General features: G+C 67.4%; 11 protein-coding genes and 1 pseudogene. 2 read left to right on the top strand and 10 right to left on the bottom strand.

The features are described 5' to 3' along the window. Positions 1-22: 22 nt before the first annotated feature. On the bottom strand, positions 23-925 hold the full coding sequence (locus IO39_RS40465) for a GDSL-type esterase/lipase family protein (protein WP_043635832.1): 903 nt from the start codon (positions 923-925) through the stop codon (positions 23-25). 217 nt (positions 926-1,142) lie between these two features. Here IO39_RS40465 and IO39_RS40460 point away from each other — a divergent pair, with 217 nt between their 5' ends. After that, positions 1,143-2,372 (top strand): isochorismate synthase, encoded by a 1,230-nt coding sequence (locus tag IO39_RS40460; RefSeq protein ID WP_043635829.1) that lies wholly within the window; start codon positions 1,143-1,145, stop codon positions 2,370-2,372. Positions 2,373-2,439: 67 nt separating this feature from the next. Here IO39_RS40460 and IO39_RS40455 read toward each other — a convergent pair whose 3' ends face one another. Further along, a complete protein-coding gene (locus IO39_RS40455) occupies positions 2,440-3,060 on the bottom strand; it encodes a YigZ family protein (protein ID WP_052424008.1) in 621 nt (206 codons plus the stop codon). A gap of 80 nt (positions 3,061-3,140) precedes the next feature. Between IO39_RS40455 and IO39_RS40450 the strand changes: the two genes are divergently transcribed. Further along, positions 3,141-3,548 (top strand): hypothetical protein, encoded by a 408-nt coding sequence (locus IO39_RS40450; RefSeq protein ID WP_043635822.1) that lies wholly within the window; start codon positions 3,141-3,143, stop codon positions 3,546-3,548. Positions 3,549-3,669: 121 nt separating this feature from the next. On the opposite strand, the gene IO39_RS40445 is transcribed toward IO39_RS40450, so the two are convergent. The 8 genes and pseudogenes from IO39_RS40445 to IO39_RS59280 all read right to left on the bottom strand — a co-directional run bounded on the left by IO39_RS40445 (position 3,670) and on the right by IO39_RS59280 (position 14,785). Then, positions 3,670-4,518, bottom strand: a complete 849-nt coding sequence (locus IO39_RS40445; protein WP_043635819.1) for a metallophosphoesterase family protein — start codon at positions 4,516-4,518, stop codon at positions 3,670-3,672. A gap of 327 nt (positions 4,519-4,845) precedes the next feature. Continuing rightward, positions 4,846-5,613 (bottom strand): ATP-binding cassette domain-containing protein, encoded by a 768-nt coding sequence (locus IO39_RS40440; RefSeq protein ID WP_043635816.1) that lies wholly within the window; start codon positions 5,611-5,613, stop codon positions 4,846-4,848. Next, a complete protein-coding gene (locus IO39_RS40435; protein ID WP_043635814.1) occupies positions 5,610-6,641 on the bottom strand; it encodes an ABC transporter permease in 1,032 nt (343 codons plus the stop codon). The genes IO39_RS40440 and IO39_RS40435 overlap by 4 nt, the downstream gene beginning before the upstream one ends. After that, entirely contained in the window at positions 6,638-7,627 is a 990-nt protein-coding gene (locus tag IO39_RS40430) for a sugar ABC transporter substrate-binding protein (protein ID WP_043635810.1), read from the bottom strand. Before IO39_RS40430 ends, IO39_RS40435 begins: the two co-directional genes overlap by 4 nt. 84 nt (positions 7,628-7,711) lie before the next feature. Next, positions 7,712-8,083, bottom strand: a pseudogene (locus IO39_RS40425) (helix-turn-helix domain-containing protein); the annotation flags it as partial. Between the two features lie 73 nt (positions 8,084-8,156). Continuing rightward, positions 8,157-8,567 carry a transposase family protein gene (locus tag IO39_RS59785; protein ID WP_369332902.1) on the bottom strand — a complete coding sequence of 137 codons (411 nt, stop codon included), beginning with the start codon at positions 8,565-8,567 and terminating at the stop codon, positions 8,157-8,159. A gap of 381 nt (positions 8,568-8,948) precedes the next feature. Beyond that, on the bottom strand, positions 8,949-9,359 hold the full coding sequence (locus IO39_RS55380) for a hypothetical protein (protein WP_157549609.1): 411 nt from the start codon (positions 9,357-9,359) through the stop codon (positions 8,949-8,951). 149 nt (positions 9,360-9,508) lie between these two features. Continuing rightward, complete coding sequence (locus IO39_RS59280; protein WP_084774370.1) at positions 9,509-14,785, bottom strand: LamG-like jellyroll fold domain-containing protein; 5,277 nt, start codon at positions 14,783-14,785, stop codon at positions 9,509-9,511. Between the last annotated feature and the right edge of the window lie 184 nt (positions 14,786-14,969).

The raw sequence follows: 14,969 nt of genomic DNA, 5'->3' as shown, positions 1-14,969 counted from the left end.
GGCGGGCGGGCGGCCGAGGATGTCAGCGCGGGTCGATCCAGGTGAAGCCGCGCTCGTAGGTGCGCTCGGCCAGCACCCGCTGCCCGGCCGTGTTGGGGTGGAAGTAGTCCCATTTGCTGACGTGGTCGAGCGTGAACGGGTAGGAGAACACCGCGCCCCGGTCCGTACGGCAGTCGGGACCGTACGCGGCGCACGCCCCGGCCGCCGCGCGGTTGTAGGCGATGACCCGCGCCCGCACCCGGGCCCGCCGTTCGACGTCGGGGCGGCGGCCCGAGGTGGGCTCGGCCAGCATCGACTGGCACAGCCGCCCCGTCGTCCAGAACGTGCGAGCCAGCGCGTTGCCCTTGCCGATCTGCCACAGCCGCCGCAGGTCGGGGATGCCGGCGAAGAACACCCTGGCCCCCGGCACGCCCGAGCGCAGCTCGGCCAGCGCCGCGTCGAGCCGGGCCCGGTAGGTGGCGACGGGGGTCATCGCCTGCTCGGTGCGCGTGCAGGCGTCCTGCGCCCCTATGAGAATCGTCACGTAGTCGGCCTTGGCCGCGATCGCCTTGCGCATCTGGCCGAGCAGGTCGGCGCTGGTCGCGCCGGGCGCGGCGAAGGTGAGGTTGTTCTTCTGGAGCGTTCCAGAGATCGCCGACAGCCGGGCGTAGTGGCTGTTGACCTCGCGGCTGTCGCCGGTCGACCAGGAGCGGGCGGTGCAGGAGACGTACCAGCCGCAGGCGTTGAAGCCGGTGGAGATGGAGTCTCCGAGCGCGGCCATGACCCGCGGCACGGGCTGGGAGGCCGAGGCGGCGGCGGCCCGGGCGGCGCGGGGGGCACCGGGCATGGGGACGGCGAGCGCGGGGAGGGTCAGCACGGGGAGGGTCAGCACGGGGACGGTGAGAGCGGTGACGACGGCGAACGCCGGGGCGAGGCGAGCGAGCATGGGCTCCAAGGTAGGGAGCGGATCACCGGCCCACTATGGCCTCCGGGTCAGGCCTGCCAGTTCAGGACCGACTTAATATCGGCGCTTGACAGACCGTATCGAATCTGGGTGCTCCATATACCCATCGGCATCCTGTTTTTGCGGGTTCATTGCCCGTAACCACGCATTCACGGGGGTCAGAGTCGAACGTGTTCAGTTCCCGCATAGAGTGTCTTGGGTGAGTGTCGCGCTCGGAACAACCCGCCCGCTGCCGGTTCGCACCACCCCTGTTGGCGACCCCGGCGACCTGCTGGCATCCCTCCCCCGCACCGCCCCTTACGCGTGGATCAGGAACGGAGAGGGCCTCGTCGGCTGGGGAGAGGCCGCCCGTGTGACCGTTCCGCCCGGGCCGGGCAGGTTCGCCTGGGCCCGCCGGTGGCTGGCCACCGTCCTCGGGGACGCCCAGGTCGACGACGCCGTGCGCACACCGGGGTCGGGCGCGGTGGCCTTCGGCAGCTTCACCTTCGACGAGAACGCCCACGGCTCCGTCCTCGTGGTCCCGCAGGCCGTGCTCGCCCGCCGCGACGGCCGGGCCTGGCTGACGACGATCGGCGAGGCGCCGCTGGAGACGTTCACGCCGATCCTCGACCCGGGCCGGATCAGCTACGGCGACGGCAGCCTGACCGCGCCCGAGTGGGAGCACGTCGTGGCGCGCGCCGCGCGGCGCATCCGCGAGGGCGAGCTGGAGAAGGTGGTGCTGGCCCGCGACCTGGTCGCCACCGCCGAGCGGCCGATCGACGTGCGGCTGCTGCTGTCCCGGCTGGCCGCCCGCTACCCCGAGTGCTACACGTTCTCGGTGGCCGGGCTGGTCGGGGCCACGCCCGAGCTGCTGATCCGGCGCACCGGGCAGGAGATCGAGTCGCTGGTGCTGGCCGGCACGACGCCGCGCGGCACCAGCCCGGCCGACGACATCGCGCGGGGGGCGGCGCTGTTCGCCTCGCAGAAGGACCGCCACGAGCACGAGTGCGCGATCGCCTCCGTGCGCCAGACGCTGGCCCCGCTGTGCTCCTCGCTCACCACGCCGGAGCAGCCGGAGCTGCTGGTCCTGCCCAACGTGCAACACCTGGCCAGCCACGTCACGGGCCGGCTGGCCGACGGGGCCTCGGTGCTCGACGTGGTGGCGGCCATGCACCCGACCGCGGCCGTCGGCGGCACCCCGACGCCCACCGCGATCGAGGTCATCAGGGAGCTGGAAGGCATGGACCGCGCCGGCTACGCCGGCCCCGTCGGCTGGATCGACGCCCACGGCGACGGCGAGTGGGCCATCGCGCTGCGCTCGGGGCTGGTGGAGGGGCGCCGGGTCCGGCTCTTCGCGGGCTGCGGCATCATGGGCGACTCCAACCCGGCCGCCGAGCTGGCCGAGGCCCAGGCGAAGTTCCGGGTCATGCAGTACGCCCTGGAGGGGTGACGACCCCCGTACGACAACCCGAGACCGGGAACCAGCGCCCGGCTGGAACGGTCCCGGGCCGAGGGGGTCAGGCCGGGACGTGGAGGTTGTCGCCGGCGCTCACCCGCGCCCGCCCCGCCGTCAGCGTGGCCACCCAGTCGGTGAACGCCGCCACCTCGTCGTCGCCGACCGCGACCTCGAAGGTGACCTCACCCGCGTACGTCACCTCCCGCACCGCGTGGCGCGAGGCCCGCAGGTCGTTCTCCACCCGCCCGGCCTGGTCGTGCGCGACCGCGACGCGCATGAGCCTGGCCGGGACCATCCGCACCGGCTCCGCCCGGTCGAGCGTCTCGGTCACCGCCGACCCGTAGGCGCGCACCAGCCCGCCCGCGCCCAGCAGGGTGCCGCCGAAGTAGCGCGTCACCACCGCCACCACGTCGCTGAACCCCCTGCCGACCAGCGCCTGCACCATGGGCGTGCCCGCCGTGCCGCCCGGCTCGCCGTCGTCGTCGCCCTTCTGGACGCGCTCGCCGATCACATATGCCGTGCAGTTGTGGGTGGCCGCCGGATGCTCACGGCGGCGGCCGGCGATGAAGGCCGCCGCCTCCTCGACCGTGCGCGCGGGGGCCAGCGCGCAGATGAAGCGCGAACGCCGCGCCTCGGTCTCGTGCTCGATGACGGTCTTCAATGTGAGGTACGGGGCAGGCACACTCGACAGAGTATGCCCTCGCCGGCACACCGCTGAGAGCTACCATCTCGTCATTCCATCCAGACCTACGGGAGGGTCTCGTGGACGGACCCAGAGCGACCACGGACGACGTCATGCCCTTCGTCACCGCGGCGATCGACGCCTACGGCACGGGGGTGCTCGCCAAGACCAGCGAGCTGGCCGCCGACACGGTGGCCGCCCGCGGCTCGCGCATCCTGCAGCGGGTCTTCGGCCGCGGTGACGCCCGCTCCAGGCAGGTGATCGGGCAGGTGGCCGGCGCGAAGCCGGACGACGAGGCGTGCCGGGCCGCGTTGAAGCTGACGATCATGGAGGAGTTCCGCGCCGACCCGCTCCTGCGCCGCGAGGTGGCCGCGATGCTGCCCCGCGTGCCGGTGACCGCCTCCGGCGAGCGTTCCGTGGCGGTGGGGGGTCATAACAGCGGCGTGATCGTCACCGGCGACGAGCACCGGGTCGAGTTCCCCCGCTGACCCCGCCCCCCACCCCCTGCCGCCCGCCTGCCACCGACCCGCCCGCCGCCGGCCGTGCGGCACCGCACGCCCACCGGGCCGCCGGACCACCGGATCGCCGGATCGCGCGGGCGGGACCGGGTCAGGACTCGGGCAGCACGTCGCGCAGGAGGCGGCGGCCGACCGGGCGGGGCAGCCACTCGCGCGGGTAGCCGAGCGAGACCTCCTCGAAGCGCACGCCGTCGTACCAGGTGACGCGGGGGATGTGCAGGTGGCCGTAGATCACGGCGGCGGTGCGGTGGCGGCGGTGCCAGTCGCGCGTGGCGGTGGTGCCGCACCACTGGGCGAACTGCGGGTGACGCAGGATGTCGGTCGGCTCGCGTACCAGCGGGTAGTGGTTGACGAAGACCAGCGGCACGCCGTCGTCGCCGAGCGCGGCCAGCCGCCGCTCGGTCAGCTCCACCCGGGCCCGGCACCAGGCGTCGCGCGTCGGGTACGGGTCGGGGTGCAGCAGGTATTCGTCGGTGCACACCACGCCCGTGCTGTGGGCGTAGGCCAGCGCGCTGTCCTTGGTGTGGTGCCCCTCGGGCAGGAACGTGTAGTCGTACAGGAGGAAGAGCGGCACGATCCGCACCGGCCCGCCGGCGCCCTGCCATAACGGGTAGTCGTCCTCCGGGGTGAGGACGCCCAGCTCGCGGCAGACGCTCACCAGGTGCTCGTAGCGGGCCACTCCCCGCAGGTCCGGCGACTCCTGCGGCGGGGTCCACAGCTCGTGGTTGCCGGGGACCCACACCACCCGCTCGAAGCGGCCCGCCAGCAGGCGCAGCGCCCACGTGATGTCCGCCAGCCGCTCCCCCACGTCGCCGGCCACCAGCAGCCAGTCGCCGGGCGAGAGCGGTTTCAGCTCTGCCACGATGGCTCTGTTCTCGGCGTAGCCGACATGCAGGTCGCTGACGGCCAGCAGCCTGCCGTCCCTGTGCGGAGCGGGCAAGGGGTGCCTCCTTCGTGGGATGCCGCATACGAGCATGCCACGAAGGGACGCGGACCGCCCGCCCCGGGCGGCCCGCGCCGCCCGCTGGAGACGGCGGGAGTCGCGGCAGGCGTAATAACGGTCCCGGGGGCCTGCCGGGCCATGGCTCCACGCCGGGCTCCTTTACGTTGTAGATTCCGAATGCGGCCATCCGGCCCGCCCGCTCGTCATCGTGGTCATCGGCGATCCCCCGACCGGCTCGACACGTGCCCAGGAGGGTATGTTCCTGCTTCCCCCTCCCGGCGACCACCCGGGCAGGTCAAAAGTGCGCCAACATTGCCGGGCTGTTCACTCCCTGCGCAGCTCGTGGGCCAGCTCCTCCAGCTCCGCCCCGCCGGCCATCAGCGCGGTCAGCTCGTGCGCGGTGATGTCGCCCTTGCCGTACTCGCCGATGCAGGCGCCCCTGTTGAGCAGCAGGAAGCGGTCGCCCACCGGGTAGGCGTGGTGGGGGTTGTGGGTGATGAACACGACGCCGAGCCCCCGGTCGCGGGCGCGGGCGATGTACCGCAGCACCACGCCGGCCTGCTTGACCCCGAGCGCCGAGGTGGGCTCGTCGAGGATGAGGACGCGGGCGCCGAAGTACACGGCCCGGGCGATGGCCACCGACTGCCGCTCGCCGCCCGACAGCGTGCCGACCGGCTGGTCCACGTCGCGGATGTCGATGCCCATCGCGCGCAGCTCCTCGCGGGCCACCCGGCGCGCCTTGCGCACGTCGAAGGACAGGCCCATGCGGGGCTCGGAGCCGAGGAAGAAGTTGCGCCACACCGACATGAGCGGGATCATCGCCAGGTCCTGGTAGACGGTGGCGATGCCGCGCTCCAGCGCGTCGCGGGGGCTGGTGAGGCGCACCTCCCGCCCGTCCACCAGATAGGCGCCCGCGTCGTGCTGGTGGACACCCGACAGGATCTTGATCAGCGTCGACTTGCCCGCGCCGTTGTCGCCGAGCACGCAGGTGACCTGCCCGGCCGCCACGCTCATCGACACCTCGCGCAGCGCCAGCACCGAGCCGAACGTCTTGCCGATGCCCCTGGTCTCCAGGATCGTCGTCGGGGTCAATGCCTCATCTCCTCGGCGTAGCGTCGTACCAGGCGGTTGGCCAGCGTCGCCAGCAGCAGCATCGCACCGAGGAAGAACGTGAACCAGTCGGCGTCCCAGCCCAGGAAGACGATGCCCTTGTCGGCCATGCCGAAGATCACCGCGCCGATGGCGGCCCCGATGGCGGAGCCGTACCCGCCGGTGAGCAGGCAGCCGCCGATCACGGCGGCGATGATGTAGATGAACTCCTGCCCGATGCCGATGTTGGCCTGCACGGAGGTGTAGCGCAGCGCCAGGATCGAGCCGACCAGCCAGGCGGCGAACGCCGTCGTCATGAACAGCGCGATCTTCGTACGGGCGGCGGGCACGCCCACCGCGCGGGCGGCCTGCTCGTTGCCGCCCACCGCGAAGATCCAGTTGCCCGCCCTGGAGCGCATCAGCACCCACGTGGCCAGCGCCGTCACCAGGATCCACCACAGGATCGCCACCCGGAACGAGGTGCCGCCGATCTCGATCGTGCCGGCCAGCACGGCGCTCGCCCCTTCGTACCCCTCGGCCCGGCGCAGCCCGCTGACCTGCACCGACCCGGTGATCATCTTGGTGACGCCGAGGTTGATGCCCTGCAGCATCAGGAACGTGCCCAGCGTCACGATGAAGCTGGGCAGCCTCGTCCTGGTGACCACCATCCCGTTGGCGAACCCGACGGCCAGCGCCACCACCAGCCCGGCGAGCATGGCCAGCCACACGTTGAACCCGAACCGGGTGGCCAGCGTGACGAGGATCAGCCCGCTGGTGCCCGTCAGCACGCCCGCCGACAGGTCGAACTCGCCGCCGATCATCAGCAGCGCGACCGCGACCGCCATGATGCCGAGCGTGGCCGCCGGATCGAGCCAGTTGGCGATGCCCGCCGGCGAGCGGAACACCGGCGACTGCACGGCGAAGAACGCGAACACCACCACGAGCCCGACCACCGCGCCGAGCTCGGGCCGGATGAGCAGGCGCCGGGCCGTGCCGATCCTGGCGACCCGCTCGTCCGCGGCGACCGTCATCGCGTGCCCGCCTCGGCCAGCTTGGCCACCTGGGAGGCGTTGTCCTTGGTGACGAACCCGGGCCCGGTGTTGACCGGCAGGCCGCCGCCGACGGTGTTGAGGTTGGCCTTGTAGAGGTTGAGGAACGTGATCGGCAGGTAGCCCTGCAAGTACTGCTGCTGGTCCACGGCGAACAGGACCTCGCCGTCGTTGATCGCGGTCACCACGTCCGCCGACAGGTCGAACGTGGCCAGCTTCGCCTGCGACCCGGCGTCCTTGACGGCGTCCCTGGCGGCGACCGCGACGGCCGGGTTGAGCGCGAGCACGCCGTTGACCTGCTGGTCGGACTGGAGCTTGGCGGCGACCTTGGAGGTGACGTCGGCCAGGTTGCTCACGTCCACCTGCAGCCGCTCGACCGTGCCGCCCAGCGTCTGCTCCGCGCCCTTGCAGCGCTGGTCGAGCCCGACGTTGCCGGCCTCGTGGATCACGCACAGCAGCTTGGTGACGCCGGCGGCCTTGAGCTGCTCGCCCGCGCCGCGCCCGGCCACGTCCTCGGACTGGCCGACGTGTGTGATCGCGCCGAACGCCTTGGAGGAGTCGGCGCCGGAGTTGATCGTGACGACGGGGATCTTCGCCGCCACGGCCTTGCCGACGGCCTCCTCGAGCGCGTCGGGGTTGGCCATGGAGACCACGATGCCGTCCACCTTCTCGGAGACGGCCTGGTCGATGAGCTGCGACTGCTTGGCCGGGTCACCGTCGCCCTGGTAGGAGACCTTGACGCCGTACTGCTCGCCGGCGGCCTCGGCGCCGTTCTTGACCACGTCCCAGAAGGAGTCGCCGGGCGCGCCGTGGGTGATGACGGCGAAGCTCGCGCCGCTCCCGGCCGGGGCGGCGGGCGCGTCGGAGGAGGCGGGTGGGGCGCTCTGGGCCGCCTGCCCTCCTCCCGAGGAGCAGCCGGTGACGGCGAGCGCTCCCAGCAGGGCCAGCACGATCGGGGCACGTCTCATAGGACACCTCCAGGACCAACGGGCTCGCCCTGGTTCTACCTCAATGTCATCTGTTTGTATAGACATGCGGACTTATGCCGAGCCCGCGCGGCGGCCCACCCCCGGCCGAACGGAGTCCAGCACCAGGTAGTGCAGGCCGTCGCGCTTAGCTTTGCGCAGTACCTGGCCGAGCTTGGGCGATCGCGCCGACAGCAGTATCACCGTCTCCTCCACATACCGCCACGCCGTCGTCGTCGAGATCCCGAAACCGGCGCCGAGCTCGGGGAACGTCTCTCCCTTGCGCAGGTAGACCAGCACGAGCAGGGCCTGCTGTCCAGGGTTGAGCAGCCGCCAGATGGAGCCGATCGTCTTGCGGTGCCGGCGGATGAGGCCGGCGACGTAGTTGAGGGTTGAGCGCGACAAATCGACGGCGGCACGGTAAAAGCATGCGAGGCCCCCGGTTGTGGCGGACGTGATTGTGGTGATCAACCCGTCTACCAGGGGCTTGCCATGCCATCAGGCGAACGGCACTCTTGCGATCATGTTGTGATCAGCAGCCCGCCGCCCGAGGATGAAAACGGCGCAGTGTCCGCCAGCGGCCTTTGAGCAGGGCGAATCCGCGCTCGCCGAGACAGCGCAGGGCGCGTAGGCGCCGGTTGTAGGTGCGGTTGTTTGGGCTGAGGATCTGGTTTCGTCGGGCTGCTTGATCGGCGTATGAATGCCGGTTCCGGCGCCGTCGTAGCCGCTCTCGGCGAGGGCGGGCAGCCCACGTGCGGCTGAGGCGTACAGCGCGTCCAGCACCTGCGCGCGCGTTGGTGAGGTCGTGGACGGAGCCAGGTGCGACCTCGGCGATCCACGAGGGCAGATCAGGCGCTTGAGCTGCGAGAACTGCGATGCCTTCGTGGGTGTAGCGGTAGCGGGGCCCGGGAGATGCGATGGTCACGGCCAAGCTTGAAAACATCATGCTCGCCGCGGAACCCAGCGCACCGCCATGACCGCCTGCCGGAACGGGCTCAAGGCCCTGCTGCCGTGCGGGGTGCCACGCAGCCGGCGCCCTTGGCGCAGGAGTCGCGCGACGTACTGACCGAGTACGCGGGAGACGTCCAGCGTGGCACGATGAGCAATCACGTGGAGCCTGCCGGGCGGCTGAGGTTCTTGTGGTGAGAGTTCGTCTGCCGGGGGCTCCACGTCTGTTTCCGGCCTTCGGTGACTCCTCCGGAAAGGCCCGGAACGCCACCATGGGCGTCCAAGAAATCCCAACCGCCCGAACTATCTCGCTGAGGTCACCTCACTGAACCGTCGATTGTGAATTCGAACTATCACGATTCGTTCTTCCGCACTATCAAGAGGCCATGGAGATGCGGTCGATCTCCCGTTGGCCGGCATATACGTGCAGCGTTGCGCTCTCCTCACCCAGCGTTCCAGCGAGGCAGATGCCTAGTGGCGATATTTCTTGTTCGGTTCGCGATGACGTGGTTCGGCAGATTATCGACGTCACCGAGCTGTGCACCGCGAGCTCCAAGAGGCGTAGTCGCGCCGAAGCGCCGTCCCTGAAGGCCGCTTCCGAGATCAGCGTCTCCGTTATACCGAGAACCGCCGCACCCGGCCTTTCCTGGGAGTGCGAGAAGATGTCGGGGTAACCGCTGGCACCAGAAGTGAGATCCAAATCACACCATGCACCTGAACTTTCTCGCGCAGCGATGACAACTTCAGATGCGAGAACGCCATTACGTCTGCGGCGGATGAACAGCACCGCCCCGAGGCCTTCGACGGCGCGCCAGCGGGCGACTGCGGCGACTTCCCCCGGCCGGGGTAGTCGCCGCGCCGCGAAGCCTGCGCCGTCAAGGACTAGATGTACCATCTCTATCCTTGACACATACCTAATCCAATCAGGTCACGACATTAGCGGGCCCAACAAGAGAACCACGCTTGAGCATAGTATCCATTGTAACCTGCTACGATGAGAGCCCCGCTGTTTCGAACCTGAGAACCTGGTTCGACCTTGATGTTGTAATGCACTTCCCACTGCTTCTTTAGTGGTGTGGCCCACGAAGTCTTCTTTTGTATCCAGCGATACCTAGTTGCATTATATTGTTTACCCCACGTCTCCGAATAGACCCCTCTCGAGCCCTTACGATTAAGCCACCCATCTAGCGATGTTCCCGGGACTTGCGTCTCTACATAGTACGCTATCCATTTCTTTCCATTCGTCTCACCCCCGCCTCGCCGTTGCATTATTATTTTGATCTTGCCCGGAACTCCGTACGAGTACTTTTTTCCGCAATTCGGAACCTGCGTGTTACATGCCACTCGCGCGGAAAAGTGCCCCCCAGAAGGATCTCCACATTCGGGAGGCGGACTGCTCCCGCCATCGTCGCTGAAGTCACTCGAGTCCACCCAGCAGTCCATGGGCATCTCGATGTGGGTGATATTGCCGCACCGGTCAAATACCGTCACCGTAATAGTGAATTCTCCGGGCTCAACCTCTCCACTATCATCTGCCACGCCCTGAGAGCTTATCGCTGTTTGCCCTGCAGCCGTCAGTGTCTCCCAAGATCGTCCGATATTGGCGGCGACAATTACCGTCCCGTCGGGCCTGGCGCTCACCACCGCGTCCATGACGTCGACCGTGGAGTTGACGCGCGTCTCACCTGCTTGTTGCATCTCTGAGCGAGCGAGCTGAAGAGAAGCATTCAACAGCGACAGACTGGCTGTACTAGGAGAGCTGGCGGACACACCCGGAGCCTCCCAAATGTTTGCCGCGCGGCCTTCCAGTACGGCGTCTTGCGCTTGATAGTAGTTCTTGATGCGCTCAGCGTAGTCAGGGCTGGAATCGTTGACCACTGCGACGCGTGAAGTGGGGGACCGCTCAAGAACGCATTCACTTGAAGAAGGCGGTGGAGGCGGTACCGCTTTAGGCGTAACCGATACGCTTTCCCATTCACTGCTACCATATACGGTATTAGCTCGCACTTTTACGACGTAGCTCTCGCCGTTGCTTAGCCCAGAGACGGTTGCATAAGGGTCTTCAACCTTAAGACCTTTGACGACCGTATCACTGTTATCGAGGACATCTACGTCGTATTTCGCGATGGACGCGATACTGCCGGCGAACTTTGGTATCCCCCAACTGACAACGGCGCCGCCATCGCCCGCTTGCGCGCTGAGATTGACCACACTGCCGGGTGGCCCAGCGAGCACATATTTGAGCGCCAATGATGGTTGCTCAGCTGCGCCCTCAGCACCAAATGTGACGATTTCGTTGCTGTTGGAACTTAACATCAGCCACTGGTATATGGTGTCAGCGACGTTCGCTTGAGGCTCACTCAGTGGCAATGAGTACGGAGTTACTCCTGGCTCGATATCACTGAGAAGATCGAAACCTTTGGACTCTCCGGTGACTGGACTCACTAGCGGTTTCGCCGTGATGATCCCATCTGGCGAGCACGAACCTGCTGGACATATCGCATTACCAAGTTTGAGCTGCGCTTCCGACACAAGGGATCCTGCTGGAACTTCATCCAGCTTGAATCCGATTACCGTGGCGATGGCATCAATTCCGGTGCCGCCGACCTGAATGCTGCTGGAGTCGTTCACTACACACGGAGCTCCACCACATGCTGTGGGGCTGGTTTTGACAGTTTTGATAACAAAACTGTCCTTGCCCAAATTCAGCGGTTGAGTAACCACTGGCTGATCCGGCGGAGGCGTTCCCGGAGTGGTGAAGCTAACGGGGACGGTCTTGGAGGTGCAAACCTCATCAAGGGCAGTACCAGCCACTGTGGTGGTGTGGGTTCCAGCCTTCGGTGCTATGCCTGGGGAGGCGGTGCTGCCGAGGGAGGTGTTCATGTCAGTGGTGATTTCGGCGGCGGTCAAGGCGCGGTTGTAGATGCGGACGTCGTCGAGGGCGCCCTGGAAGTATTCGCCGTATGCTGTGTTGCCGCCGAGGTGGAGGGCGCCGCCATCATCGATGAGGGTGCCCGTGAAGGTGTTGTGGCCGATCTGCGTGCCGTCGAGGTACAGCTTGGCCGTGCTGCCGTCATAAGTGACAGCCAGGTGGGCCCAGGTGTCTTGAGGCAGGTTCTCGGTGCCGACCACCGTTGGATAGCCGGCATCAGTGGCGAACCAGCCCCGTGGAACAGCGCCGTCTGAGCCGTACAGCGCGTAGGACACGTCCCCCGCGGTCTCGTAGTCCTTCGCGATGACGCTCTGCCAGCCGGCGGGAGTTTCGCTCTTGACCCATGCGGACAGGGTCAGGGCGGTGGTCAATTTTAGCGACGGGCTGTGGTTGATGGTTACCCAGCTGGAGGTGCCGTCGAAGGACAACGCCTTGCCGTACTTGCCGTCCACCCAGTTCGTCGCAAGGGCGGTGCCGTTGTTGGTCCCGGTTATATCCCGGACTGTCGTTCCCGTGCCCTCGTCCATGGCATAGCCGGCCACCAAACCGGGAGGCAGGGTCGGTGTGGGCGTCGGAGTGGGCGTCGGAGTCGGTGTAGGTGTGGGATCCGGGGCTGAACTGCCGCCGTCCTGAGGGGCGGTGACGCAGGCGGTCATCTGCCACTTGTACGTGCGGCCGGCTTGTACGGTGTTGGCCGGGATCTGGAAGGAGGCACGTTCGCCGCCGTTGACGGTGCGACTGCCGAGCGGGGCGGAGCCGACGGGTAGCCCCTTGTCGTCGTACAGGTAGTACTTGGCGGTCACAAGGCCCCCCGAGGGGCGGTTGACCATGCCGGACAGGATCGGTTGGGCCGGGTCGGCCATGCCGGTCTCGGTGTCGGAGGGCAGCATCGGAGCGTCGCTGGTGATGCGGTAGGCCGGGCTCTCGTTGCAGGAGGGCGGGGTGACGCCGGTCCGGCACGCCTTGACGACGAACTTGAAGCTGGCCGGGTTGTCCATCGTGAAGGTCTTGTCGATGGCCTGGCCGGAGGGGATACCGGTGTGGGTGGTGGTGTTGGGTGAGACGGCCAGGTTCCGGATCTCCTGCGCCGTCAGGGCACGCTGGTAGACGCGGACGTCGTCTACGGCGCCATCCAGCTTCGCTCGGGAGGCGGCGATTCTTCCGCTGCCGACTTGGAAGGCCCCACGGGCGCTCCAGCCAACAGTGTGGTCGCGTTCGCCGACCAATTCCCCGTCCACGTACAGCCGTAGCTTGCGCGCTGTCTGGTCATACTGGGCGGCGAGGTGGGTCCATTGGCCGATCCTGGCGAGCTTCTCCGACTGCATGCCGACCTGTTGGATGCGGTCTGGGTTGTCCTCGGTGATCGCAGAGAACTCCCAGCGCCGGTCACGGTCGGCCAGGCTGGAAATCTTGTAGCCCAGGGTGAAGGCGGGCATGTGGGTGCCCATTTGGGACAGCACCGCTTGATCAGTGGTGCTGCTGTTGAGCCGCACCCAGGTGGCCACGGTATAGGTCCGGTCGGTGTTGAGCAGGGGCTTGCCCGCGCTGAGCAATGCCCCCGGAACGAGGTTGACCGCCTGCCCGAGCTGGCCCGGGACACGGGTGTGGGTTCCGGTGAGAGTGCCGGTGTTCCCGTTGCCGGACGAGTCGGTCGCGGTGGCGCCGGAGGCTTCATCAAGCTTCCACAGAGCGACCTCGCCAGAAGGAAGCTCGACGGGCGGAGGGGGCATGGTGGAGTCGTTGACGGTGACGGTGTAGTCCAGTGGTGTCGCCTCGGGGACGCTGGACTTGTAGGTCACCTTGACGTTGGTGGCGCGGGCGATGGCGTCGTTGCCGCTGATGGAGTCGATCGACTCGGCGGTCACAGTGGGGATCTCGGGGGGCAGTACCCAGTCCACGCTCAGCTTGGGCACATTCTGGCCGTACCGCTGCGGCCAGAACGAAAAGTCCTCGGCCAAGAACCTCGGAATCGGAGATTCCGAGGTCAGGGCCAGCATGAGCCCGTGATTGGGCGTTCCAGACGCCCAGAGCTGGGTCATCGTCGTCAGATCCCAGCTCCACACCGACCCGGCAGTCCGTGGAAGGACACAGGGGTCGATCAGTGACCGCCCCTCGCCCGTAACGCTGGGCTGGTTGCTCCAGAACGTGCGGTCAGCCACCCATGCTGAGGTGATTCGTTGCGCGGAGATCGCCTGAAACTCAGAGCATTGGGTGGCATCGGTGCGCAGCATCAACTGCATGGTGGATTTGACCACCTGCCGTCCCGCGATCGGCGCGGTGTCGAACGCCATCAGGGCCCGGCTGAACGTGTCGGGGGAGGTGGACGAGTAGTAGCGCCCGACGATGCCAGGGGCTGACTGGTAGGTAGGTGATTTGACACCTACTTCCTGCGTGATGCCGAGGGTGATGGTGGGATCGACTGTCACCGGATACTGGGTGGCCGGATCTGCCAGCCATGCGGGGTCGGGCTTGAGCACCAGGACGGTGCCGCCGTCCTCGGTCTTCACTTCGGTGTTGACCTTGGCCTCGCGGCCGGGCTGTCTGGCATCTTCTTTGGCGGCTGTCGCGTCCCACATGCGCGGTGCGGGCGCGGAAGCTACCTTCTTGCCCTTGGCGCCCGACAAAGTGAGCATGCCGGATTTCGTCTCACTCAACTTCAGATTCGGCGCGTGTACCGGCAGTCGGAACTCCACCGGTCCGGCGGGTCGCTCACGCAGCACCACGTCGTGCCGGAATCCCGTGGACAGCGCGGTCACCACCAAATCCGCCGACGGGCCGGCCGCGCCCACGTAGGTGGCCACGTTGCCCTTGACCTGCGGCTTGGGCAGCGTGGTGGGCCAGGACAGACCGAAGCTGTCGGTGCGTCCCACGCGCATGGTGGCGAACGGGCCAGTGCCCCCGGTTGACAGCCGTACGGCGGCCTTGGCCAGCCGAGGCTTCAGGACACCGTCCTCTTCGACCAGTGTGGTGTCGATCCACGCCCAAGAGCCGTCGGACTGCCGTAATTGCGCCGGGCCGGTATAGGACTGAGTGGATAAATGACCGTCCGGATACGCCCAAGTGCGGGAGGTTTCCGTGAAAGCGGCCTCCACGGCCACCGGTCTGTTCTGTTTTTTCGCCTCCGCGAGTGCCGCGCGTAACGGTGCGTCCGGGTCTTCTGGACGGGGAAAAACGGTGATGGAAGGTTCGGTGGGGGTGGCGGCCGGTTCAGGGTCCGCTTGTGCGACGCCGGAAACGCCTGCGACCAGCAGCGATGCTGTCACCGTGAGCACCGTCGCCATCGCAACCTGCCGCCTGGCGGGTCGACCGCGTTTCGGCGTGCTGACTAACTCGTTCACTGACTCCCTCGATCTGCTGTGGGTATGCAACAGCACTCAAGCTTCACTTCACCAAGATCGATAAGCAATATGACATAGATCACAGAATTGACTGCCAAATCACTCGTAACACGTGTGGCCTCCATCC

Origin of the sequence: Nonomuraea candida (assembly GCF_000725485.1) — a bacterium.
GTDB classification, from domain to species: Bacteria; Actinomycetota; Actinomycetes; order Streptosporangiales; family Streptosporangiaceae; genus Nonomuraea; species Nonomuraea candida.
The sequence above is the reverse complement of the archived record's forward strand: the minus strand, read 5'-3'. Positions and strand labels throughout refer to the sequence as shown.

Excerpts from the sequence above, each read along its gene's own strand:
- IO39_RS40465 (WP_043635832.1), bottom strand. The coding sequence starts at position 925 with ATGCTCGCTCGCCTCGCCCCGGCGTTCGCCGTCGTCACCGCTCTCACC.
- IO39_RS59785 (WP_369332902.1), bottom strand. The coding sequence starts at position 8,567 with ATGTTTTCAAGCTTGGCCGTGACCATCGCATCTCCCGGGCCCCGCTAC.
- IO39_RS40430 (WP_043635810.1), bottom strand. The coding sequence starts at position 7,627 with ATGAGACGTGCCCCGATCGTGCTGGCCCTGCTGGGAGCGCTCGCCGTC.
- IO39_RS59280 (WP_084774370.1), bottom strand. The coding sequence starts at position 14,785 with ATGGCGACGGTGCTCACGGTGACAGCATCGCTGCTGGTCGCAGGCGTT.
- IO39_RS40435 (WP_043635814.1), bottom strand. The coding sequence starts at position 6,641 with ATGACGGTCGCCGCGGACGAGCGGGTCGCCAGGATCGGCACGGCCCGG.